The organism is Arcticibacter svalbardensis MN12-7, from assembly GCF_000403135.1.
GTDB lineage: Bacteria > Bacteroidota > Bacteroidia > Sphingobacteriales > Sphingobacteriaceae > Arcticibacter > Arcticibacter svalbardensis.
This window is the reverse complement of sequence record NZ_AQPN01000032.1, coordinates 1-22,284: the sequence shown is the minus strand read 5'-3', so window position 1 is coordinate 22,284 and position 22,284 is coordinate 1. Positions and strand designations below refer to the sequence as shown.

Annotated in this window: 20 protein-coding genes and 1 pseudogene; 15 read left to right on the top strand and 6 right to left on the bottom strand. The window is 37.5% G+C overall.

Features of this window, described 5'->3' with window-relative positions; translation table 11 throughout:
* Positions 1-34: 34 nt before the first annotated feature.
* The gene (pgi, locus tag ADIARSV_RS03835) at positions 35-1,681 is read right to left on the bottom strand and encodes a glucose-6-phosphate isomerase (RefSeq protein ID WP_016194063.1); all 1,647 of its coding nucleotides are present in this window, start codon (positions 1,679-1,681) and stop codon (positions 35-37) included.
* Positions 1,682-1,753: 72 nt separating this feature from the next.
* On the opposite strand from pgi, the gene prfB reads away from it, so the two are divergent.
* A protein-coding gene (gene prfB / locus ADIARSV_RS03830; protein ID WP_152439761.1) for a peptide chain release factor 2 occupies positions 1,754-2,831 on the top strand; the annotation gives its coding sequence in 2 pieces (ribosomal slippage) (positions 1,754-1,813 and positions 1,815-2,831; 1,077 coding nt in all).
* Between the two features lie 95 nt (positions 2,832-2,926).
* On the opposite strand, the gene ADIARSV_RS03825 is transcribed toward prfB, so the two are convergent.
* Positions 2,927-3,796, bottom strand: coding sequence for a transglutaminase-like domain-containing protein (locus ADIARSV_RS03825; RefSeq protein ID WP_016194061.1), 870 nt, complete (start codon positions 3,794-3,796; stop codon positions 2,927-2,929).
* Between the two features lie 75 nt (positions 3,797-3,871).
* Between ADIARSV_RS03825 and ADIARSV_RS03820 the strand changes: the two genes are divergently transcribed.
* The 7 genes from ADIARSV_RS03820 to ADIARSV_RS03795 all read left to right on the top strand — a co-directional run bounded on the left by ADIARSV_RS03820 (position 3,872) and on the right by ADIARSV_RS03795 (position 9,803).
* Complete coding sequence (locus ADIARSV_RS03820) at positions 3,872-4,657, top strand: O-methyltransferase (RefSeq protein ID WP_016194060.1); 786 nt, start codon at positions 3,872-3,874, stop codon at positions 4,655-4,657.
* 376 nt (positions 4,658-5,033) lie between these two features.
* Positions 5,034-6,023 (top strand): hypothetical protein, encoded by a 990-nt coding sequence (locus ADIARSV_RS03815; protein ID WP_016194059.1) that lies wholly within the window; start codon positions 5,034-5,036, stop codon positions 6,021-6,023.
* Positions 6,024-6,119: 96 nt separating this feature from the next.
* A complete protein-coding gene (locus tag ADIARSV_RS03810; protein WP_016194058.1) occupies positions 6,120-7,328 on the top strand; it encodes an alpha/beta hydrolase family protein in 1,209 nt (402 codons plus the stop codon).
* Positions 7,329-7,549: 221 nt separating this feature from the next.
* Positions 7,550-8,005 carry a hypothetical protein gene (locus ADIARSV_RS23120; RefSeq protein ID WP_016194057.1) on the top strand — a complete coding sequence of 152 codons (456 nt, stop codon included), beginning with the start codon at positions 7,550-7,552 and terminating at the stop codon, positions 8,003-8,005.
* A 9-nt stretch (positions 8,006-8,014) separates the two neighbouring features.
* Entirely contained in the window at positions 8,015-8,287 is a 273-nt protein-coding gene (locus ADIARSV_RS23115; RefSeq protein WP_083936518.1) for a transposase, read from the top strand.
* The gene (locus ADIARSV_RS23110; RefSeq protein WP_016194055.1) at positions 8,280-8,522 is read left to right on the top strand and encodes an IS982 family transposase; all 243 of its coding nucleotides are present in this window, start codon (positions 8,280-8,282) and stop codon (positions 8,520-8,522) included. Before ADIARSV_RS23115 ends, ADIARSV_RS23110 begins: the two co-directional genes overlap by 8 nt.
* Before the next feature lie 669 nt (positions 8,523-9,191).
* Positions 9,192-9,803: a hypothetical protein gene (locus ADIARSV_RS03795; protein WP_016194054.1), complete on the top strand. Its 612-nt coding sequence runs from the start codon at positions 9,192-9,194 to the stop codon at positions 9,801-9,803.
* 435 nt (positions 9,804-10,238) lie between these two features.
* Here ADIARSV_RS03795 and ADIARSV_RS03790 read toward each other — a convergent pair whose 3' ends face one another.
* From ADIARSV_RS03790 to ADIARSV_RS03780, 3 genes are all read right to left on the bottom strand, one after another.
* Complete coding sequence (locus tag ADIARSV_RS03790; protein WP_160166635.1) at positions 10,239-11,516, bottom strand: erythromycin esterase family protein; 1,278 nt, start codon at positions 11,514-11,516, stop codon at positions 10,239-10,241.
* Between the two features lie 419 nt (positions 11,517-11,935).
* On the bottom strand, positions 11,936-12,580 hold the full coding sequence (locus ADIARSV_RS03785) for a TetR/AcrR family transcriptional regulator (protein WP_016194051.1): 645 nt from the start codon (positions 12,578-12,580) through the stop codon (positions 11,936-11,938).
* Between the two features lie 173 nt (positions 12,581-12,753).
* Positions 12,754-13,824 carry a hypothetical protein gene (locus ADIARSV_RS03780; RefSeq protein WP_040299004.1) on the bottom strand — a complete coding sequence of 357 codons (1,071 nt, stop codon included), beginning with the start codon at positions 13,822-13,824 and terminating at the stop codon, positions 12,754-12,756.
* A 213-nt stretch (positions 13,825-14,037) separates the two neighbouring features.
* On the opposite strand from ADIARSV_RS03780, the gene ADIARSV_RS21780 reads away from it, so the two are divergent.
* From ADIARSV_RS21780 to ADIARSV_RS03750, 7 genes and pseudogenes are all read left to right on the top strand, one after another.
* Positions 14,038-14,187 (top strand): hypothetical protein, encoded by a 150-nt coding sequence (locus ADIARSV_RS21780; protein ID WP_016194049.1) that lies wholly within the window; start codon positions 14,038-14,040, stop codon positions 14,185-14,187.
* An 828-nt stretch (positions 14,188-15,015) separates the two neighbouring features.
* The gene (locus ADIARSV_RS03775; protein WP_235048355.1) at positions 15,016-15,744 is read left to right on the top strand and encodes a helix-turn-helix domain-containing protein; all 729 of its coding nucleotides are present in this window, start codon (positions 15,016-15,018) and stop codon (positions 15,742-15,744) included.
* Between the two features lie 320 nt (positions 15,745-16,064).
* The gene (locus ADIARSV_RS03765) at positions 16,065-18,203 is read left to right on the top strand and encodes a TonB-dependent receptor (RefSeq protein WP_016194046.1); all 2,139 of its coding nucleotides are present in this window, start codon (positions 16,065-16,067) and stop codon (positions 18,201-18,203) included.
* A gap of 23 nt (positions 18,204-18,226) precedes the next feature.
* Positions 18,227-18,868 (top strand): hypothetical protein, encoded by a 642-nt coding sequence (locus tag ADIARSV_RS03760; protein WP_152439760.1) that lies wholly within the window; start codon positions 18,227-18,229, stop codon positions 18,866-18,868.
* A 475-nt stretch (positions 18,869-19,343) separates the two neighbouring features.
* Positions 19,344-19,517 (top strand): annotated as a pseudogene (locus ADIARSV_RS23315) (IS256 family transposase); the annotation flags it as partial.
* 379 nt (positions 19,518-19,896) lie between these two features.
* The gene (locus tag ADIARSV_RS03755; RefSeq protein ID WP_016194043.1) at positions 19,897-20,709 is read left to right on the top strand and encodes an oxidoreductase; all 813 of its coding nucleotides are present in this window, start codon (positions 19,897-19,899) and stop codon (positions 20,707-20,709) included.
* Between the two features lie 15 nt (positions 20,710-20,724).
* Positions 20,725-21,561, top strand: a complete 837-nt coding sequence (locus ADIARSV_RS03750) for a helix-turn-helix domain-containing protein (RefSeq protein WP_016194042.1) — start codon at positions 20,725-20,727, stop codon at positions 21,559-21,561.
* Positions 21,562-21,608: 47 nt separating this feature from the next.
* On the opposite strand, the gene ADIARSV_RS03745 is transcribed toward ADIARSV_RS03750, so the two are convergent.
* Positions 21,609-22,284: recombinase family protein (locus ADIARSV_RS03745; RefSeq protein WP_235048354.1), on the bottom strand; the 676-nt coding region annotated here is incomplete at its 5' end.

The following is a 22,284-nucleotide window of genomic DNA, read 5'->3' as shown; positions in this document are numbered from 1 at the left end:
TCTCATTTAAATAGACACTTATGTCCCTATTTCCTTATCTCCAGTTTTTATACAGATTAATCAATCCGTTAGTAGAAGAATCATGCGATTGAACCTCGTCATCACTTCTCAATTCAGGTAAAATCTTACTGGCAAGTTGTTTTCCCAGTTCCACTCCCCATTGATCAAAGCTAAAGATGTTCCAAATGATCCCTTGCACAAAGATCTTGTGTTCGTACATGGCAATCAGCGATCCAAGTGTTTCAGGTGTAATCTTCTTAACCAGGATAGAATTCGTTGGTCTGTTGCCCAGGAATACTTTAAAAGGAGCCAGTTTCTCAATCTCTTCATCAGATTTACCAGATTCCTTCAATTCAGCAACCACTTCTTCCAAAGATTTACCGTTCATTAAAGCCTCTGTCTGTGCAAAGAAATTAGATAACAACAGCGTATGGTGCTCGCCCAATGGATTGTGCGATTGAGCAGGAGCGATAAAGTCGCAAGGAATCAATTTCGTTCCCTGGTGAATTAACTGGTAGAAAGCATGCTGACCATTTGTACCGGGTTCACCCCAGATAATCGGACCAGTTTCATAACTGACGTCATTACCATTACGGTCCACATGTTTACCATTACTTTCCATATCACCCTGTTGGAAATAGGCAGCAAAACGATGCATATACTGATCGTATGGCAAAATAGCGTTGGTTTCCGCTTCAAAGAAATTATTGTACCATACACCCAGAAGACCCAATATCACGGGGATGTTTTGGTCAAACTCGGTATTCTTAAAGTGATTGTCCATTGCATGAGCTCCAGCAAGCAAAGCTTTGAAATTCTGGAAGCCAACACCCAATGCAATTGAAGTACCAATAGCACTCCAGATGGAGTACCGACCACCTACCCAATCCCAGAACCCAAACATATTCGCGGTATCAATCCCAAAAGCAGAAACTGCTTTCGCATTCGTAGATAAGGCCGCAAAATGTTTGGCAACGTCTGCTTCAGCAGCACCAGCAGCCAGGAACCAGTCACGCGCACTATGTGCATTTGCCATTGTTTCCTGTGTGGTAAAAGTCTTGGAAGCAATTAAGAAAAGGGTAGTTTCCGCATTGATGGTCTTTAATGTTTCTGCGATATGTGTACCGTCTACATTGGATACAAAATGCAGGTTCAGGTGGTTTTTATAAGCCTTTAAAGCCTCTGTAACCATAACCGGACCAAGATCCGATCCACCGATTCCGATATTCACTACATCAGTGATCGCTTTTCCAGTATATCCTTTCCAGGTTCCGGAAATTACAGCATCAGTAAATTTTTCAATTTTACCCAGCACTTCATTGATGTCAGGCATTACATCTTTACCGTCAACCAGCACTTCCAAATTGCTCTGATTCCTTAGGGCAGTGTGCAAAACCGCACGGCCTTCTGTTTCATTGATCGCTTCACCACTAAACATGGCGTTGATTGCTTCTTTCAGTCCGCATTCCGTAGTCAGCTGAATCAATAGGGCCATTGTTTTATCTGTTATTCTATTTTTAGAATAATCCAGCATGATATCATTGAACTGAACGGAAAATTTTTCAAACCGTGCAGGATCTTCTGTAAAAAGATCTTTCAACTGTTTGCCACTGATGTCAATGAAGTGATCTGTAAGGTATTGGAATGATTTTGTATCTGTAAAATTTATTCTTGGTAGCATAAGTATGATAATTTAAAGCGAATATAGGACTCCTTTTTTAATTTTCTTTTCCTTTATAATTATCTTTGTGTTATGACTAAAGAGCAATTGCTGGATTTAAGGGATAGAGCAACTTCCCTGAGGAGGTACCTTTGACATTGACCGGAAGCTTGATGAATTACACCAGGAACAGGAGTTAACCCTAACACCTGATTTTTGGGACAGACCAAAGGATGCGGAGAAAGTATTACACTCGATCCAGTTAAAGAAGGTTTGGACAGATGGTATCGTTAAAATCGATACCGCCATAGAAGATACCGCTGTGATGCTCGAATTTTTTCAGGCGGGTGAAGCCGATGAAGCAGAGCTAAAAAAACAATATACAGCTACACTGAATCAACTGGAAGAGCTTGAGTTTAAAAACATGCTCAGTTCCGAAGAAGATCAGCTTTATGCCGTATTGCAGATTACGCCGGGAGCCGGTGGTACTGAAAGTTGCGACTGGGCCTATATGCTGATGCGTATGTACATCATGTGGGCAGAGAAAAACGGGTATAAAGTAACCGAGCAGGATATGCAGGAAGGGGAGGTAACCGGAGTGAAATCCGTTACGCTTCAGATAGAAGGTGAATTTGCTTATGGTTATCTGAAAGGAGAATCGGGAGTTCATCGTTTAGTTCGTATTTCTCCGTTTGATGCCAATGCCAAGCGACATACCTCATTTGCCTCCGTATATGTTTACCCTTTGGTGGATGATACGATAGAGATTGAGGTAAACCCTGCTGATATTGAGTTCGAGACATTCCGTTCCGGAGGAGCAGGAGGTCAGAACGTAAATAAGGTGGAGACAGCCGTACGGTTATACCATAAACCCTCCGGTATTGTGATCAAAAACCAGGAGTCGCGTTCTCAGTTACAAAATAAGGAGAATGCTATCCGACTATTGAAATCGCAGCTCTACGAAGCGGAATTAAGAAAGCGCAGTGAAAGTTCAGCATTGATCGAGGGTGCGAAAAAGAAGATTGAGTGGGGATCACAAATCCGTAACTACGTGCTCCATCCCTATAAGATGGTGAAGGATGTACGTACAAACCATGAAACCTCCAATGCACAGGCCGTTCTTGATGGCGACCTGAATGAATTTCTTAAGGCTTATTTAATGGAATTTTAAAGTAAGTTCAAAAGCTTACTCCAAAGTTTAATCCAGGATATGTTAAACATCATAAGGCCCCCAGCTCTCGTAATTATAGAGTTGGGGGCCTTATTTTAGAGAGCCGGACCTTGATCTTCTACTATTTTAAGTAGCTCGCCTATTTCCGTCACTTTATCTTCATTACCCGATTTCAAATAAGAAGAGGTTAAATTCCGCAATACCCTGCGAATAATATCGGTATTGGAACAAGCCTGGTAATACTGGACCTCCGGTGGCAAATTTAATTGCTTCAGAAAGGAATCCACATCCTTCTTGCCGAATATAAAACCTTTGTTAAAGGCATTGATGTAAAATAAAACCTCCTCTTGTGGACTTTCAGCAAGCGATTCGTCCACATAAGCAAGAATAAAATGCTGCGGCAGATTCACGCCATATACCGGAATATCCAGTTTTTGTGCAATAATGGAGTAAATTACCGCTAAAGAGATTTGATTTCCCTTTTTACTCTCCAGCACCTGGCTGATATAGGAGTTATTCGGGTCCTGATGATTTCCTGTATTTCCAGTAAAACCATACACGTTATAGAACACATGATTAAATAGTTTTATCATTTCTACCGGGCTCATGCTGTATAAGATCTGCAGCCATACTTCCCGTTTGATCTCTTCAATCTGGTAGACAATTTTCTGGGAATCCATATCCGGATACTGATAGCGGTTAATGATAATCATCCCTTCCAGGATGTCAAATGCTCCACCCTGATACCAGAGCGTCAGATCGTTCTTAACATCATTAAATTGAATTTTATGAACAAGATTTTCAATCCGTTGCTGCACCAGGGCATCAAAAGACTGCTCCCATGCCGATTCCAGATAATCGATAATTTCATTTCCATAAGAAAGTAACCGCTCTTCCACATTTCTGGACACCTGCTCATCGGGATCATCCAGCAACTTAACTAACGACTCTAACTCCTTATTCATTGATTTATGCTATTTTTGAGGCCATTTATGTTCTTATTCTAAACGAATAAACGCTTTACCTGATTTTGTGCCTTCATGATTAACTTTCAACTACTCAAATCCTACATCAAACACCGTTTAACTGCTAAAACCCGTCATGGTGTGCATTCTCCTTTTGTTTATCATTTAATTGATAAGGTGATATATGACTTTAAACCCCGTTCAGATTACCGCGATATAGAGTTGCTCAGGCATCAATTGCTGAAAGATAAACGCTATATCACCATAACAGATCTGGGTGCAGGATCACATATCAATAATAACAAACAAAAGCAAATAAAGCAACTTGCGAAAAATGCACTAAAAACACCAAAACTAGCCCAACTAATATACAGATTAGTAAACGAATTTAAACCCGCTAATAGTATAGAGCTTGGAACATGTTTGGGTTTAACCACCTCATATCTTGCGAAAGCGGTACCTGAGGGCAGAATTATAAGTATTGAAGGGTGTCCGGAGACTGCTGCTGTTGCGCGTGAAAACTTGAAATCGCTTCACATTGAGAATGCGTCAATTGTTACAGGGAACTTTGATTCGGTGTTACTGGATGTGATCGCTGACTTGCCTTCATTAGATCTTGTGTTTATTGATGGAAACCATAGGAAAGAAGCTACGCTGGATTATTTTGAAGCGTGTTTGCCTAAGGTAAATGAAAATACGGTGCTGATTTTTGATGATATCTACTGGAGTAAGGGGATGGAGGAAGCTTGGGTGAAAATTAAAGCACATTCGGAGGTAACAGTTACTGTTGATTTGTTCTGGATCGGTCTGGTGTTTTTCAGGAAGGGACAGGTGAAGGAAGATTTCAAGGTTAAGTTTTAGGGTTTGGTGCATTTCGGGTAATTGTGGTAGTAATTGAATCTATTAAAACTGCAATAAGGATCCCTAGTGAGTCCAGTATTGTCTAGCTCAAGTCGGACTTAGGCTAGATCCTTATGGGGTTGTTTTTGCTATTAGTTATAATCAATTATCGTTGTTATCATAATGCGATCAGTTCGGATCCCCCAATTCAAGAGTTCAACTGATTCTGGGTGGTAAGATTTCGAGTGATTAAATGGTGAACGTAATGCTTTTTAAAATAATTTAATTGCGTATTCAGGAAGAATCTGTTGTAGGAAAGAAGATTTAGGAAGATTTAGTCTTTCTTTCGCTTTTATGATCGTTAAGTGAGTTCTTTACTTATATAAATCATCAGGATATGGCTACAATAGATAAAAAAGGAATGGTACACGGAACCACAGGTTCAGTGATTTACAGGGAGTACCGGGGAAAGAACATCATCCAGGGAAAGGCAAAAGCATTTATACAAACCGAAAAAACTAAATTGAGTGCTTGTGAGTTTGGACTTTCGAGTTCTTCGGCAGCGGTGATAAGAACTGCATTTGAGTCGGCTTATTTTTTTAAGGATGGGACGGCAGCTTACAGAAGTACACAACTGGTGTACAGGTCGATATTGAATAATGTAAGCGGAGAGAAAGGGAAACGGGATTTGCATGATGCAGACCTTTCTTTTTTAGAGGGACTGGACTTTAATGCGAACAGTAAACTAAATGAGGTGCTGCAAATGAGCCATTCAGTAAGTAAAAGTTTGGAAGGTGTGGTGAGTGTTACCCTTGGATCTTTGAATACCCAAACAGGGACTAAAAGGCCAAAAGGTTTGAGTGGGGCCTATATGAAACACCGGATCCGGTTAATGCTGGTTGCCTTTAACTTCAGGGAAGAATATTATGAAAACCTGGGATTTCAGGACGTTGACATAGAAGGGTATCAAACCATTGAAAGTCAATTTATCACCTTTAAAGAAGCGGTTCCAGATGATTGTTTGGCATTGGTAAGTATGTCGCTGATGTTGTACTCAAAGCTTAGCCAAACCAATGAAAGTATTTTATTGAACAGTGCAGCGTTCAGTCCCTGTGCTATCATCGGAACTTTCCAATCCGGGAATTCCTCAGAATATCCCAGGGAAGCAGTAAACTATCAACCCTCCAACTACTTGGGCAGAGGAGAAACGATCAAAGAGATGTCTTATAAAGGCAATCTCCTCATGCTGGGCCTAAATTACCGAATAAGAAAACAGGCAAAGGATAGCGCTATAACGGTAAAGTCAATGGAGGTGATTCCGGATGTTTTGCCAGGGAAGCGGGTTTCGTTTAAAAAAGGCCGGGTGGTGCTAGGTATTGTATTATAAACGAGGCGTTTGTAATACAATATTTTCTTTTTTTCTAGAAAAACTACATTGGTTTTTAGATAATTAATCCTAATTTTAAGTATACTATCTCGACCTATGAAAACATCTATTAGAACCTTTAGCATCGTATTGCTTTGCCTGACCCTTTTTGCAAGTTGTAAAAAAAATTCAGATGATGATATAACCGATAAAACCGATGGAAAAGACCTTTTTGTTTCCGCCACTTCTGTTGGTAGCTTCACCCAGTTACAGTTGCAGGGAGTAGCAGTGCTTAAAGGTTTCGGCAGCTTTGTGCCGCTGATTCAGTACGATGTAGATTTTTATAAAATCACCTATTATACTACCTTAAACGGAAGCAAAGTACTGGCCTCTGGACTGCTTGGCATCCCCAAAAATATGCCAACGACACCTGCACTGCTTAGCGCACAGCACGGTACGATGTTTAGTGATGCTGATGCCCCGTCGAATTTCCCTTCTACCTTTAGTGGTTTCGAATTAGGAGCCTCAGCCGGGTTTGTAACTATCATACCTGATTTTATAGGCTATGGCGAATCCAAAAATATTGTTCATCCCTATTATGACATGCAGTCATCTGCCGCTACAGTCGTAGATATGATTAAAGCGACCAAATACTACCTCGAATCAGAAGATATAGCCATTAACAATAAACTGTTTTTGATGGGTTATTCAGAAGGTGGCTATGTGACAATGGCTGCCCAGAAAGAGATCGAAACCAACAAAAATCTTAAACTAACCTTAACAGCCGCAGCGGAAGGTGCCGGTGGATATGATCTGACTACCATGTTGGCAAAAGTGGCAAGCGTTCCGACGTATGCAACCCCATCGTTTTTGGCTTTGTTTATCCAGTCTTACAATACTACTTATAGCTTTAACCGCTCGTTGACAGATTATTTTATGCCTGTATATGCTGCTAAAATTCCTGCTTTGCTGGATGGTTCAAAAACCCGTGAGCAGATTGATCAGGAGTTAAGCACTTCACCTTCGGCTCTTCTAAATACAGCCTTTTTTAGTAGCCTAAGTAACCCAGCTGCAGAAACTGCTTTCAAATCTAAAATAGCGATCAATAGCTTCCCTGACTGGTATCCGGTATGTCCAACACGCATGTATCATGGCTTAGCCGATGAAGCGGTATTTTTTGAGACATCGCAAACGACATATAATAGATTCATTTCAGCCGGATCAAAGCAGCTCACGCTGATTCCAATTCCAGGTGGTACCCATACAACTAGTGTTGTCCCTATGGTACTTGATGCCCTTCCATGGATGAAAACTTTGGCTGAGTAAGGTAAATGTAAGGTGGGGGACAGTTTTCCTTAAAAGGAAAATAAAAAGTTCTACCTGGCCTAGATTCTTGTTATTGGCTAAGTTCATTATGTCGGCTTTATTGTTATTCGGATTTTGATCAAGGGTAGATACCCAGAGGTAAGCTCTTGTCCTAGCGTTTTTGTAATTTGATGAAAACCTATTATAGGTAACGTGTTGTGTGATTAAAAAAAGAGACGAAAATGGATAAAAAAATTGTGCATAATACTGAAAATCAGTATCTTGAAGAGGAATTACGACCAAGTAAATTACTCTTTATGCACAACCTTTCGATCAATTTCAATCAATTTTTAGAAATTACCAAATCTGTTTTTAAATCCTCTATTAATGAGGACAATAACTTTAGATTTTATCCTAGAAAACCAAAACTATCTGATTGTGAGATTATTGCCTTGGTATTAACCGCTGAATCTTTAGGTATTGACTTAGGAAAATACTTGTTTGGCAAGCTTAAACACGATTATTCAACTGAATTTCCACGGTTAATCCATCGCTGCAATTTTAACCGGAGAAGAAAAGTAATCTTTCCCTGGTTGCGGCAGCTTAATGAACACCTGGCCAAACAAATGAATGAAGGAGAAAATGTATTTATTATTGATTCTATTCCTGTTCCAATCTGTAAAATCGTTCGGGAATAATCCTCAAGAATATGCAGGGAAAACTTTGATACAGCTCCTGATAAAGGGTATTCCGCAGTGAACAAGGCTTGGTATTTTGGATATAAACTTCATCTGGTTACTTCTGTAAAAGGGGTGTTCTACTTCATGGACATCAGTAAAGCAAGCGTACATGACATCCATTATCTGAATGACATAAAGCACTCTGGATTAAACAATTGTACACTGATTGGTGACAGGGGGTATTTATTCAAAACCAGTCAGTTAGATCTATTCAATACAGTTAAAGACTTCTATGCGTAATAATCAGAAAGACAAACAACCATTTGAGCCTGTATTCAGGAAATGCAGAAAAAGGATTGAAACCTTATTCGCTCAGCTGTGCGACCAGTTCATGCTTAAAAGAAATTATGATAAATCTTTGAAGGGTTTAACTATGAGAATATTTGCCAAGCTTGCCGCTGTTACTTGCTTGCAGGCGATCAATATCAAAAACAACAAACCCATTAATCAGCTTAAATATGCACTCGCTTTTTAATCGCACAACACGTTATAGGGACTTAAATTATAACAATTATTATAATCATTACTCTGATTTTATCAAATTATAATTATCGTTTAAAGGAAGGTTTAAATTATAATTTTGCCTAAGTTGCATGTCTAAATTTTGGTCTGCGGTACTGACTCTTGCTTAATCAATTTTCATATTAGGCGATATTTCTCTCAAATACACAATTTACGAGAAGAGTTTGTGGCACCATTATAAGAGAATATGCAAACTTACCTCAGAGCTTGGAAAGGCATTTTTTACACCGTGGGAGAAGGTTGAAAATTGAGTGCCATTAAACGTTCGTTTTGAGAGACAACTATTATGGTTGAGCCTTCTAAAATATTATCAAAAACTCATTATCAAAAACACTAAAAAAGGCTTTGATTAATGGAATGAGTTTATGATAATCTGCAAAAAACAAAAAGACCGAATTGGCTTAATTGGGGAAGATTTGGTATGTTCAGTTGCGGTGCCTAAGGGACAACAATCATCTATTAAAAAAGGAGGGAATAATGATAAACCCACTATCAAAGGTATAAGTCTGGTACAGACATGGAAACAGCTGACGAATTTAATGCAAGTAAATTCGAGCGTTTATAACCAAGTTTGCATTTTATCACTAACTTTATATAAGTTTTTACTTTTAAAGATAGTTGCATGAGAAGATTTTTATTTGGGATATTGGTATGTTTAAATGCCTTTACAGCTTGTAAGAAAGATAATCACACGGATATCATTGAACCCCAATCCCCCACTTTTTCCGTTAAGGAAATTGCTTATTTCATTGAAGATATAGATTCGCTTACTATTATCACTCATGAAGTTAAGCCCCAAACGTTCGACAACTATGGCCAAACTATTTTTGAGGTGAAATACGAAGAAAAGTACGATGGATTTTTGATGTCGTCAAAATTTGAGTTCAGCGGCTCTCTTCCACCAAACATGGATTTAAGCAAATTGGAAGTGCTTGTACCGGGCACGGTAGTTGCAAATAAGGTCTATTTGGGCGTTTACAAATGGCCTTTTTCTGAAGAAAAGAAACAGAAGCCTTATGTAGCTAATACTGCACACTTAACAACCATAAAGGTACCCTCAAAGTCTAAGATAGCTGTTTATCGTTCATTAGATGAGAAGTTATTACTAGCTTCATGTACGATGACAATCGTAAACGAGATTACTGGTGAGTCAACCGTAGTTAAAGGCAAATGGAGGGGAACCTTAGAATATAATAATGAAAAGGTAGTGTTGAGGCAGGTCAAGCTTGATTAAACTTGGCGGAGAAAATGGTCAATTACAGGTGCTTAAAAATGGATCAAAAACGGTGGAATAATGGAGAATACAAGATTTAACGCAAGCCAGATTTATCGCACAAACCGAAATTTCTCTTTTTGCCGTAAAGCTTTAATTAAGGTCAGATCAGCCAGGGCCGTCTTTAAAGGAGGGAATATTGATAGACGAATACTGGTTTTGCTAAGCATTTTACAGGTAAGGCTAACGAGTTTAAAGATGTCCTGAATAACGACTATTTCTACTGTAGAACATGTGATCAAGTATAGTTACAAGTTTATCATGATGAGGATGAAGGCTAGCAATTTAATGGAGCTGGAAGAGATTTAAAGGCTGAGGACTATAGATAATATGAAGCTAGCTTCTAACACTTCGTCTTTATCCCACTTTATATTCTTCTAGCACAAAAGTGATATCTTACTCAGATTTCTTGATATTTGAGGCTGCAGTCGTTTGCGTAAAAAAAACAACCGCATCATAGGCGTCGCCAAGCTTATTGTTTACGTAGTGTACTGGCTGGCCTGTATCAAAGTGACCACCATAAAACACAGACGGAATTTTAGCGTTTAGGAATTTATAAACCCCCATACTCGTTTCCGCTGTTTTAAAATCAAGAAAAAAAGTAGGAACATTACAGCGCGAAAAAACTTCACCACTTGAACCAACTTTCCCAGGTGGTAACTCTACTGGTATATTTTTCTTTAATTTAATGTCAAAGGACCGCATTGTTCCTTTATAAAAATCTAAACAAATCGCATAATAGTCATCCTTAAAGACTTCGGCAAGGCTAATTCCCATTCTAATAAACCCATCACTACCTTTCGATTTTTTGATGTGCTCATTGTGTGCCCAGATTACAGTTTTACCCTTTTTGTTATAATCGTATATCCATTTGCAATTCTCCGCCATGAACTTGTCTCGTAGATCGCTTTGTTTAGCGGGAAACAAAGACGATTGTGCATCCATGTAGTCAACGAACTGTTCTAAGACTCTAACATCGTGCCTGTATAACGATCGTGTATTTGGATCTTGATCTGCAAAGTCTACACTCGCCAGCGATGATACAATCTTCCGAATCATGACTTTATCATCTTTGGTCAAGCTTGGAAGAAACTTATTCATTGTCTCAAAGCCCTTAGAAAGTTCCGGATTTATCATCTTCCGCTTAACCAGGTAATCCTTGATAGTATTTGCAGCATAGCTGGGATATTGCATATCGCAACCATAAAAAACGACTTTATCAATAGCACTTTTGTTCTTGTTATAGGCTCTTACCCAATTAACAAAATCAATGAACTCCTGGGTGGTACCGCTAAAGCCCATTTGCCAGATGCTTAGTTCAGCACTGCCCTTTCCATTCACTACAAAATCATTTATTTGCTGGGTCCCTGCAAAATCCGATTCCATAATGATTGTCTTCATGCCAAGCACCTCTATCAAATATCTGCACAATCCAGCCTTGTAAAGAAAGAATTCGCGGGTACCGTGTGTAGCTTCGCCGAGTGCTATGACTTGTTTATCAGCTATACTTGGTCCAAGTTTCTGATATTCTGAAATCTCAAAATCCGCAATGTCTCCCTTTAAAGGAATTATGTGTTCACTAAGACCAACGATTTGCTCCGCAACTGATTGGCCAAAGGTATAGCAAACGTTTGTACTGGATATTAGGATTGTAATAGCGAGAAATCGCAGCACTTGGATCATATTAGGAGATTTAAAGACCGAGCAGGATTTTTATAATTACATACCCGGATCCACTGTTCATGTTATTTGACGAAATGTTTTAATAATACGAATATACAATAATCTCCAAACCAGTCTACCAAGGGGATGTTAATACTGAACTCTATTCATTATCAAAAAACGGTGGAAAACAGAGACTGTCATTTGCTTATTACCAAATAAGGTGGGAATAATGAATTAGAACATTCACATCTTAAATTCCTCGGGCCGATTGCATGTACTAGTGGTTACATTTGTCACTATTAAATTCAAGTTTTCAAATTGCGCTATCTGTTCCTTTCAACATAGTAGCACGTTTTATGTAATAAGATTCAAAAATGAAAAAAATATCCTTCTTTATCATTTGTCAACGTTATTCGTCTTACCTCTTATTAAATAGTACTCACTGAACTATCTTCATATACCAAATCTAAAAGATTACTCAACGCATTCTTAATCCTTTTAGACCCCTCTGGAGTGTTCAAATCTATGCCACAAAAGGTGGCAGATGTATTTTTGGAATATAAGACAAGGTGATATATACCTGCTACTAACAGTGCCGATATCGCCCTAAAATCAGTTTTTTTATCCAGGATTTGATCTGTTACATTAAAGAATTGATTTCCTATCGTTTCCCTATCATTTAGAATATCTGTTATAAAGGCATCTCTTTTGGTAACCTGCCAGATAATAAACTTTTGCATATCTAAATTTGAATTCACAAAATCGAATTGCATGGAGAGCACCTTTTTTATAAGGTCTTTGTTATTTAAGGTTTTATCATGCAGTTGCTCTTCTAGGCTATCCTTAAACAGCAACCAATAATCATTTTCCCTGGCATATTGATCAATAAGGTTGTTGACATTTCCAAAATAAGAATAAATTAATGCCTTATTTGCACAAGCAACCCTGGCAATATTATTAACTCCCAAATGCTGATGACCTTCCCTACGTATGATATCGCCCACCGCATCAAGAAATTTTCTTTTTGTTCTTTCCTTATTTCTTATAACTCCTTCGTAAGTTTTCTTTCCCATATATTTAACCGACCATCTTATTCCTATATAATAGAGATTGCAATATAAGAAACTACAATGATTTCAAAATAACACATAAAGGATATTCGTCTGAGCTTACCTCGGTAAATGAGTTATGATTAACAACAGAGGTTATCTACCATCGAATGCGGACCTACTTTCTTTTTTGTAATTTAAAGGTTTATGGTTTTAGAAAAATTGAAACCTTCTAAGAATGTTGTTCCGGAATACAAGTTTTTCAGCTCAAAGAATATAGGTACTCCATGATCCCCATAGCTGAATGTTCCGGTAGTCTCAAAGTTCTTTGGTGGGGTGCAAATAGAAAAGAAGGAAATAACCTTTTCTTCATTAGTCGCAGGTGACTTATTCACAGCTGCCTGATCTCCTAAACTATAGCCTATCAAGCTTGTATGAACTTTTCCCATATTTAATACGGCTAGCTCGCTGGATGAAAGTACTTTCTTATCTTCAATCTTTGATATAATTGTCCTCATTTCCCTCCATTTAAGTTTTGAATCAATTGTCATTATACCGATTTTGCCATAAGTAATTTTATTAATATATCCAGCTTCATCATTTTGCACCTCTGTCATATTAAAAGGCTGTTTAAAAAAATGCTTCAGCTCTGAAAACAAGCGAAAATTAAAAGTTTCTTTCATATAGTAATAAACCAGGCCATTTTCTACATTGGACATATCATCGCTTGAATTGATATTAAAAAGGCTCCTTACGTCCATATCATCTCCAAAGAATAATTTAAGCTGATTATAGTTTGAGAAAGGAACATATTCGTATCTCGCAAAGCCGTAAATGCTTGGCTTTGCACCGGATAAGTACACTTTTACCAGGCTATCCATTGCAGCTTTATTATCGAGTGGCACATCTAATCTAACACGAGGGAGATTCAAATTATAAGCGCTTGATGTAACCGTATATAAGGGTTTTTTTTGGAACTTTGTATATGCTTTTAATGAGCCATTATTTTCCATGAAATACTTCCCATCAATAGCAGAACCTAGATAAATATTGCTTACATCACCACTAAGAGGATACACATATTCCTGATTTGGGCTCTTACGTATGGTAAACTTTGCCATGTCCTCTTTATTCCATATGGTATCAGTAATATAGAAACCTGATCTTGCCACCATTGAGCCAAAATCATAATCTTCATAACTTTTATGTGTGATATCTGGTTTCTTTTCAGGTGAAATTGATGGATCTTTTTTGCAGGCAATAATCATGCATACAATGATTAAACAAAACGAATAACGCTTTAAAAAGGTAATCTTGTTATTTTGGTGTTTAACCATGGTTTATATCTTTATTAAAAGTTAGATGTTGTTATCATCATAAATACAACAATTGCTCTATCGAATTTTGATTCAATTTATTGACACCGTAAAAATAAAGCGTAATTTATGTACTGGTGGTTACATTTGTAAAAAAATTCAGTGATGTTGTTATTGCAGAATGAATTATCAGATGTTTCCTTGTTTTCTCCAATTCTCTTTGCTTTTCTTCTGCTGATCGTCTGGCCGTCTATTTCCATCGCTTATGACTTTTCGGATGGCAAAGAATTTAAATATTCGACTTTAATGCCTTAAAGCAGTTAAACCTAATCGCTGAGAATTGAATATTCAAGGAGACTCTTAAGAAAAAAAATCCTACAGCGAAGTCGTGGTAATTTTTGTACTTTTCTTTAATTAACCCCTAGATAACAAAAAAGACCAGGATTCCATTTATCCAACCTAATATCGCGAACAAAATGCCATTGCAATCATCTAAATATAATTTTAATGTAGGCAATCAAATTATCAAGAAACGGTCGTTTTCTTGGAATGTTAGGAAGAGACTTTTCATGATTTCGTTTTGGCCAAATTCATGAATTAGTTTTAACCGTTACAAATGAATAAATATACATATCGCTTGATGACATGTAACAAAAGTATGTTCCTCTTATTTCAAATGATTGTATAGATTTGAAATAACTTAAAGTTTAAATGCTTCTCAGATCCATAATATTTGCAGGTGCTGTGCACGGATTTTTCTTAATTCTGCTTTTTCGATCTAAAAACAAAGGTTCTCACTCGGATTATTGGCTTATGCTATGGCTATTTTTGGTAAGCATACAACTTTTTTTCTATTATGATAATCAGGAAACGAACTCCTTTTCCGGTGGGGTTTCGGGAATATTGGCGTTCTCTATACCACTACTTAGCGGCCCGATACTTTTCCAGTACATTTGCAGCCTCTCATTCGGTAAAAAGATAGATTATAAACGCCTTGTCGTTTACTTCACACCCTGGCTCGCCTATATGATTTTGACGGGTTGGATAAAACTGAGCCATCCCCTTGATATTTTCATGAAATTTGGTTATCCCCATTTTTCGTCCAATATCTCGTCAGTTTTTGTTTACGTATTTACCTTACCCATGGCCATTATTCCTGGGCTCTATGCTATCATGGGACTTGTAGTCTTGCTCCGTTATCAGAAAAGTTTACCCGACGAGTATTCATACACTGAAACCATCAATCTGAATTGGCTTAAATGGTTGGTGTTTACAATACTGGTCTTGTTTCTTGTGTTATTTTTATTTATTCATTTTGGCACTCAGTTACATTTGATTTCCGGAAACACCCTCTTTGGATACGTCGGTGCGTTACTGTCACTATACGTTTTCCTTATAGGATACTTCGGTTTGCGCCAGAGCACTATCCTAATGTTGGCTATAACAAAAATGACAGCAGAAAATGTGACGAAAGATGCTCCTTACAAAAAATCCGGTATTGATCAATCTGCGGTTGAGCACATATACCTGCGTCTCTTAAGCCACATGGAAACTCAAAAGCCTTTTCTTCGTGATGATCTTAGTCTTGCCCAACTCGCAAATCAGCTGTCTATAAATTCAAACCAACTCTCGCAAGTAATCAACCAGAAATCTGGAAGCAACTTTTTTGTGTTTGTAAACGCTTACAGAGTGGAAGAGGTTAAAACAAAACTCTTGAATCCTTCCTTTTCTAATTTTTCCATTTTAGGCATTGCACATGATTGTGGCTTTCGCTCGAAGTCAGCATTTAACCGTATTTTTAAAGAACAGGTAGGTGTTGGTCCACGGGATTACCAGCGAAAAAACAGTACTAAAAGTAGTCCTATTGTGTAGGATGAGGCGAAGTATAAACAGCAATGCAGTTCTTTTGTGATCAAAACACAACATGGAACTTATTTCTCTACTTCGTAAAGGCAACATAATTCTTCACGTCTCTGCAGGCTCACTTGCACTTATAATCGGTCTATCAATTTATTGCGGGCTTATAAATTTCTTACACCTTTGGAGTTTAATGTTACAGGTTCAGACATCACCTCGTCTGGCGTTTATGGTGCAATTAAGTGGAGCATTAACCGTAACTGCTGTATTTAAAGACAAAAAGTTTCCTCTAAAACATTCAAAAAGTATCTCGACAAAACATTGAGAAAGTATATATGAGAACATTTTTAATATTTACATTATTGTTTTTTTTATCATGGTCTTCAAAAGCGCAATTTATAGTGGCTGGTAAAATTGTAAATAAGAATGGTAATATCATTTCTGGTGCTAGCGTATATCTCAAAGGTAGTTATGATGGTACAAGCTCTATTGCTGATGGGACATTTGCATTTAAGACGACAAAAGAGGGAAAGCAGGTCATTACAATCCAATCAGTCGGTTTCAAATCGATAGAGCAAATAATAGAGCTGACCACAGATATCTTACAGCCGATATATGTTTTATACGAAGATGAAAAGACGTTAGAAACGGTATCGATAGTCGCTGGTTCTTTTGATGCCAGCGATGAGAGAAAAGCAGTTGCCTTAAAGCCGATGGATATTGTGACGACAGCAAGTGCAAGTGGCGACATCTATGGAGCGTTATCTACGTTACCCGGGACACAAACTGTCGGTGAAACAGGTAAATTGTTTGTACGAGGAGGGGATGATTACGAAGCAAGAACCTTTATTGATGGACTACAGGTAGAATCTCCTTATCAGCAACGCCTCGAAGGAATCCCGACAAAAGGAAGGTTTTCTCCAATGCTGTTTTCCGGAACGTTTTTTAGTACGGGTGGCTATTCGGCTGAGTATGGCCAGGCTCTTTCATCGGTAGTTTTATTAAAAACTGATGGCGCCCCTGCAAGCGACAAGCTTAATATAAACTTATATTCCCTTGGTCTTGGTATAGCTGGCACAAAGAAGTTAAAGAAATCTACTTATGTAGCTGCTTTTGATTATTCAAACTTAGGCCCTTATTTTAAAATTGTTCCGCAAAACACAACTTGGGTAAAAGCACCCCAGACAAGCTCCGGATCGCTCAATGTCATCAACCACATCGGAAGTGGGCTAAGTAAAACCCTTTTTTCATATAATGATGACCGATCGGCTTTAGATTACCCCTATTATGGCTACAGCAAACCAAATGTATTATTGGCGCTTGATAATAAGAATATTTTCATTAAAAATTCCTTTCAAACTAACCTAAGTAATGGTACCATGCTTAAAACGGGCATAGGATTCAGTTTAGATAGAAATGATCTTAGTCTGGATAGCCTGATAATCAATGACAAATTTATTTCAGGCCAGATTAAAGTAGCGTTGGTTACAAGAGTTTTGCAACAAATAAGCTTAAACTATGGAGGAGATCTTTTGCTTAAAAACTTTGATGAAAACATCAAAATTATGGAGGTACAACAAAAACTTGGATTTAATGATTTTCAGAGTGCTTTTTTTACTGAAGCGGAATATAATCTTTCTTCAAAACTAGTTTTTAGGGTTGGGGTGAGGGTAGAAAATAGTATAATAAAGGATAATTTTAGATTAATGCCTAGGATGTCTGCTGCTTACCGGATTTCTGATCATGGCCAATTCTCAGCAGCCTATGGAATATTTTACCAGAATCCTCAGACCCAATATTTGAAATTCACTAATGAACTGAATGCAGAAAGAGCTGATCACTTTATTTTAAATTACCAGTACAAAGTAAAAGACCGACTTTTTAGAATTGAGCTTTTTTATAAAGACTACAAGAATTTAATAACTTATAGCGTTCCTGATATTCCAGACCCAGCAAATTATGCAAACAATGGATACGGCTATGCAAAAGGACTTGATGCATTTTATCGTGACAGTCAGTCTATAAAAAACGGAGACTTTTGGATTAGCTATTCCTATTTAGATACAAAAAAGCTTTATCGAGATTACTTATTGTACACAACTCCAAAATTTTTCTCAAAGCATAACTTCAACCTTGTTTATAAACAGTGGATCACTGAACTCAAAAGCTTTATAGGAATTTCCTACACTTATGCAGCCGGGCGTCCTTATTATGATGCCAATAAACCTGCAAATTTGTTCCTTTCTGATAAAACCACGCCTTACCATAATCTAAGTGTAAATTACTCTTATGACTTGTCGAGCCTTACCAAGATTCCAGTCACCTTTTATTTTTCAGTAAGTAATGTCTTTGGGAACAATAATGTGTATGGTTACAATAATACATTTAATTCAACCAGTAATAAATATGATTTAATTCCTGTTACGCCCCAAGCTAATAGATTTTATCTAGCAGCACTGTTTATAAGCCTGTAATATAAACCCTTTTAATTTAACAAATGATGAGAAAACAAACAAGAGTATTAGTATTAGCACTGACCATAGCATCATTTGGTCTAAATGCTCAAACAAGGTATGAGCAGGAAATGAAAACAACTATCGATGCACTTGATAAAGCAGAGAACCTTATGACTTTTAAATCATTAGCTAATAAATTTGAAGCCATTTCAAAAGTTGAAAAAGACAGGTGGCTTCCGAAATATTATGTAAGCTACACTTATACAGTTATGGCACATTTTGAGAAAGAAACCGATAGTAAGGACAAATCACTAGAGGTGGCTCAACGATACTTTAACGAAGCGAAGGACCAATCTGGTGATAAAGAAGAGCTAGCCATTCTACAAACATATATTCATCAATCAGATTTTTTTGCCTCTCCCATGGCACGTTTGAAAACGTTTCTGGCAACCAGTTCGGAAATTGATGATTTATTAAAATTGTACCCCAATAATCCACGTCTTAATTTGCTGGAGGGTATACAATTATTTCATAAACCATCGTTTCTAGGTGGTGGTGCTTCAAAGGCTAAACCTTTTTTACAGAAAGCTGCAGTAAATTATATCAAACAGCAATCAATGACTTCATTAGATCCAGCTTGGGGTAAAAGTCTTACTACCTATTATCTGCAAAAGTGTATCTAAAATGCATAAAGGGGTTAACACATGAAGCAAATATTTGAAACGAATGCATTAGCGTTGTAATTATTAGGCAGAGAAAATTGGAGTTTGTAGGTCCTCTTCTACATTAGTGGTCTGAAAGGTCTTTATCTTTTTGTGCGGCTATCAATTTAAACATTTCTGCTGGACTCCAAGTATTTACATAAACCAAAAATTCCGAAGGCAAAGATTATTATGGTCAAACACATCGTAACTTTCATTATAAAGTCGGTAATACCATGATTAAAGATATTAACCGAAAATACTCCACCCATCAACAAAAAGAGTATCCAATAATCTTCGCTTATTTTTCTCATATAGATCGTTTTTAAGTGATACGTTCTATCATCATATCTTATATAAAGATATGAATTCTAAAGCCTAATACATTGTATTGTCGAACTACAAAATATCCAAGCTGGGGTGCCGTGTGGTTTATTGAGGATTCTGTTTTGCAGACGGAGCCTTCACATCAGATCAATCACTGCTAAAACTGGTGTACCTGGCCTTTAAAGACTTCTCTAAAAAGTGGACTGCACCTTTACATAACTGGGGCTTGACAATGTCTCAATTGTACATTAAATTTGGGGAAAGGTTGAAACCTAACGGAGACTTCATATTAGGTGTTGGCTGAAAAAGCCAACACCTAATATGAAGTGATGCTGACACAGTTCATTTTACGCTCCCTTTTATCCGTACACTTAGATCTACCGTTCTATTTTACCCGATAAGATATCATTTCTCAAATACTCATCTCATTTTCTACCAATAAACGGTGGAATACTGGGACACTGGCTGTCTTGTTACCAAATAATTAGGGAATATTGATAGAATCATATGAGCTATTGAAAGAGAAATCTATCAACCATGTAAGCATTAAAGACGGATAAAACAAAAAAAATCAATGTACTCCGCTGGTAATTTTGAACGTCTCAAGATAGCACTTTGGACGTTTCAGGATACCTAGATGGACTAGCAATAACTAATTTTACACCATAAAAATTTTAATAATTATGGTACAGACAGTTTTAGTTACAGGGGCTTCAGCAGGAATTGGAAAAGCAACTGCAATTTTATTAGCACAAAACGGCTACAATGTTTATGGTGCGGCACGCAGGACAGAAAAAATGCAAGACCTGATAAATTACGGCATTAAGCCTATTGCATTAGACGTTACAAATGACGAAAGCGTTACGGCTTGTGTTGAACAGATTTTTAAGGAAGCAGGAAGGATTGACATTTTGGTAAACAACGCAGGTTTCGGTTCTTATGGTGCAATTGAAGATGTTACAATGCAAGATGCAAAATATCAGTTGGAAGTAAACGTGTTTGGTGCAATGCGTTTGACTCAACTGGTACTACCAAAAATGCGGGAGAACAAATACGGTAAAATTGTAAACCTTTCTTCGGTTGGCGGTAAAATCGCGTCTCCCCTAGGCGGATGGTATCACGCAAGTAAATTTGCAATTGAAGCATTAAGTGATGCAATGCGATTGGAAGTAAAGCAATTCGGTATTAACGTAATTGTGATTCAACCGGGAGGCACAAAATCAGAATGGGGCGACATTGCGGTTGAAAGTTTAATGCGAGTTTCGGGTAAGACAGCATACGCCCGATTGGTAACCGCTTTTGAAAAATCGTTTAAAAAATTGGCAGGTAATGTTCCCGAGCCGATTGTAATTGCGGAATTGATCAAAAAAAGTATAGAAGCAAAAAATCCGAAAACAAGGTATGCTGGTGGTTATATGGCAAAGCCGATGTTGTTTTTACGAAGCATCTTGTCTGATAAGATGTTTGATAGAATATTAATGAGCCAAATGAAATAAGGTATCTTTATCAGTATGCAAAAAGAGCAAAAAAGCCGCAGTATTATCTTGCAGGCTTGTGAAGGCGATATACAGTTCGGTCATACCCATTTTGTCCATGATCACGTATTGGGCTTAATCACGTCTGGTATAGCTGAACATTATACACCAGACGGGGTTACAACTTACACGGCTGGCACAGTGTGTTTGTTTAAGAGATTTCAATTGATGAAAACAATCAAAAAACCTTTCGAGGGAAAACCATTTACTACCATCAACATTTTTTTAGACCAAGAAACCCTTAAAAAATACAGCTTGGAACATGATGTAGCAGCTGATGGAATTTACATTGGCGAACCAAATGTAATGTTAGAAAATGATGAGTTTATGAAGGGCTATTTCAGTTCACTAATGCCTTATTTTACACAACCGGAGAAACTAACGCAAACATTAGAGTACGTCAAAATCATTGAAGCTCTTGAAATTTTGCTTCGAAATCCTGCATTGAGAAACTTATTGTTTGATTTCAGCAAACCACACAAAATAGATTTGAAAGCATATATGACCAAGCATTTTTCATACAACATCCCATTGGCACAATTTGCTAAACTGACAGGAAGAAGCTTGTCTACGTTTAAGCGTGATTTTCTGGAAATTTTCAGTACAACACCCGAAAAGTGGTTACAAAAAGAAAGATTAGCGCAAGCACATTTTTTGATCACACAAAAAAATAAACGTCCGTCTGAAGTTTATCTGGAATTAGGTTTTGAAACCTTGTCACATTTTTCTCACACTTTCAAGAAACAATTCGGACAGACACCGACAGAACTGCAAACACACATTAGATTAGGTGTTTCAAAAAATTTGGGGTAAATTAAAGAAAGGGAACAAATCCGTCACGGCTCGTACCTCTGCCATCATCATAAAACTTTGAATATATTTGTCAAAGTTCTAATGCTGTTCTTTTTTATCCAATTCGAGAGTGTGGATTCGGTTATATTGTATCGTTTTGAAATAAACTTTTGAGAAGTTCCATTATTCAATAAAGCTTCTATTTCCGGACGCAAAATATCTAGTTTACTTTTACCTGGCCCTTTCGGTCTACCCAGTTTAATTCCGGAAAGCTTAACGGATTGAAAAGCCTCCTTTGTCCTTTTGCTAATGAGGTCACGTTCAATTTCGGCTGCCATTGAAAAAACCATAGCCATTACTTTACTCTGTATTGTGTTATCTAACGACCATCCTCCTTTAACAGTATAAATCCGTATTCCTTTTTGTACTGCTATTGAAATAATTTCCATACATTCCAACATGCTCCGTCCCAACCTGGAAAATTCACTCAGGATAATCACATCACCTTTTATTAACTCCTGAAGCAATGGCCCAATTCTTCTTTGCTTCCAGGGAATTTTTCCTGAAACCTTTTCTTCAACAAACTCTGCAGGGCCAAGACTCTTATCATTAGCTAAGTGCAGTATGTCTGCTTTATTCTTCTCGAGATTCTGATCCAAGGCAGATACTCGGAGGTAAGCAATTGTCCTAGCCATTTTACAATTCGATGAAAACCTAATAAACGTATATATTTTATAATAATTA

Bases quoted from the DNA above. Each gene is read 5' to 3' on its own strand.
- pgi (WP_016194063.1), bottom strand. From the start codon at position 1,681: ATGCTACCAAGAATAAATTTTACAGATACAAAATCATTCCAATACCTT.
- ADIARSV_RS03825 (WP_016194061.1), bottom strand. From the start codon at position 3,796: ATGAATAAGGAGTTAGAGTCGTTAGTTAAGTTGCTGGATGATCCCGAT.
- ADIARSV_RS03820 (WP_016194060.1), top strand. From the start codon at position 3,872: ATGATTAACTTTCAACTACTCAAATCCTACATCAAACACCGTTTAACT.
- ADIARSV_RS03815 (WP_016194059.1), top strand. From the start codon at position 5,034: ATGGCTACAATAGATAAAAAAGGAATGGTACACGGAACCACAGGTTCA.
- ADIARSV_RS03810 (WP_016194058.1), top strand. From the start codon at position 6,120: ATGAAAACATCTATTAGAACCTTTAGCATCGTATTGCTTTGCCTGACC.
- ADIARSV_RS23120 (WP_016194057.1), top strand. From the start codon at position 7,550: ATGGATAAAAAAATTGTGCATAATACTGAAAATCAGTATCTTGAAGAG.
- ADIARSV_RS23110 (WP_016194055.1), top strand. From the start codon at position 8,280: ATGCGTAATAATCAGAAAGACAAACAACCATTTGAGCCTGTATTCAGG.
- ADIARSV_RS03795 (WP_016194054.1), top strand. From the start codon at position 9,192: ATGAGAAGATTTTTATTTGGGATATTGGTATGTTTAAATGCCTTTACA.
- ADIARSV_RS03785 (WP_016194051.1), bottom strand. From the start codon at position 12,580: ATGGGAAAGAAAACTTACGAAGGAGTTATAAGAAATAAGGAAAGAACA.
- ADIARSV_RS03780 (WP_040299004.1), bottom strand. From the start codon at position 13,824: ATGATTATTGCCTGCAAAAAAGATCCATCAATTTCACCTGAAAAGAAA.
- ADIARSV_RS21780 (WP_016194049.1), top strand. From the start codon at position 14,038: ATGTTGTTATTGCAGAATGAATTATCAGATGTTTCCTTGTTTTCTCCA.
- ADIARSV_RS03775 (WP_235048355.1), top strand. From the start codon at position 15,016: ATGGCCATTATTCCTGGGCTCTATGCTATCATGGGACTTGTAGTCTTG.
- ADIARSV_RS03765 (WP_016194046.1), top strand. From the start codon at position 16,065: ATGAGAACATTTTTAATATTTACATTATTGTTTTTTTTATCATGGTCT.
- ADIARSV_RS03760 (WP_152439760.1), top strand. From the start codon at position 18,227: ATGATGAGAAAACAAACAAGAGTATTAGTATTAGCACTGACCATAGCA.
- ADIARSV_RS03755 (WP_016194043.1), top strand. From the start codon at position 19,897: ATGGTACAGACAGTTTTAGTTACAGGGGCTTCAGCAGGAATTGGAAAA.
- ADIARSV_RS03750 (WP_016194042.1), top strand. From the start codon at position 20,725: ATGCAAAAAGAGCAAAAAAGCCGCAGTATTATCTTGCAGGCTTGTGAA.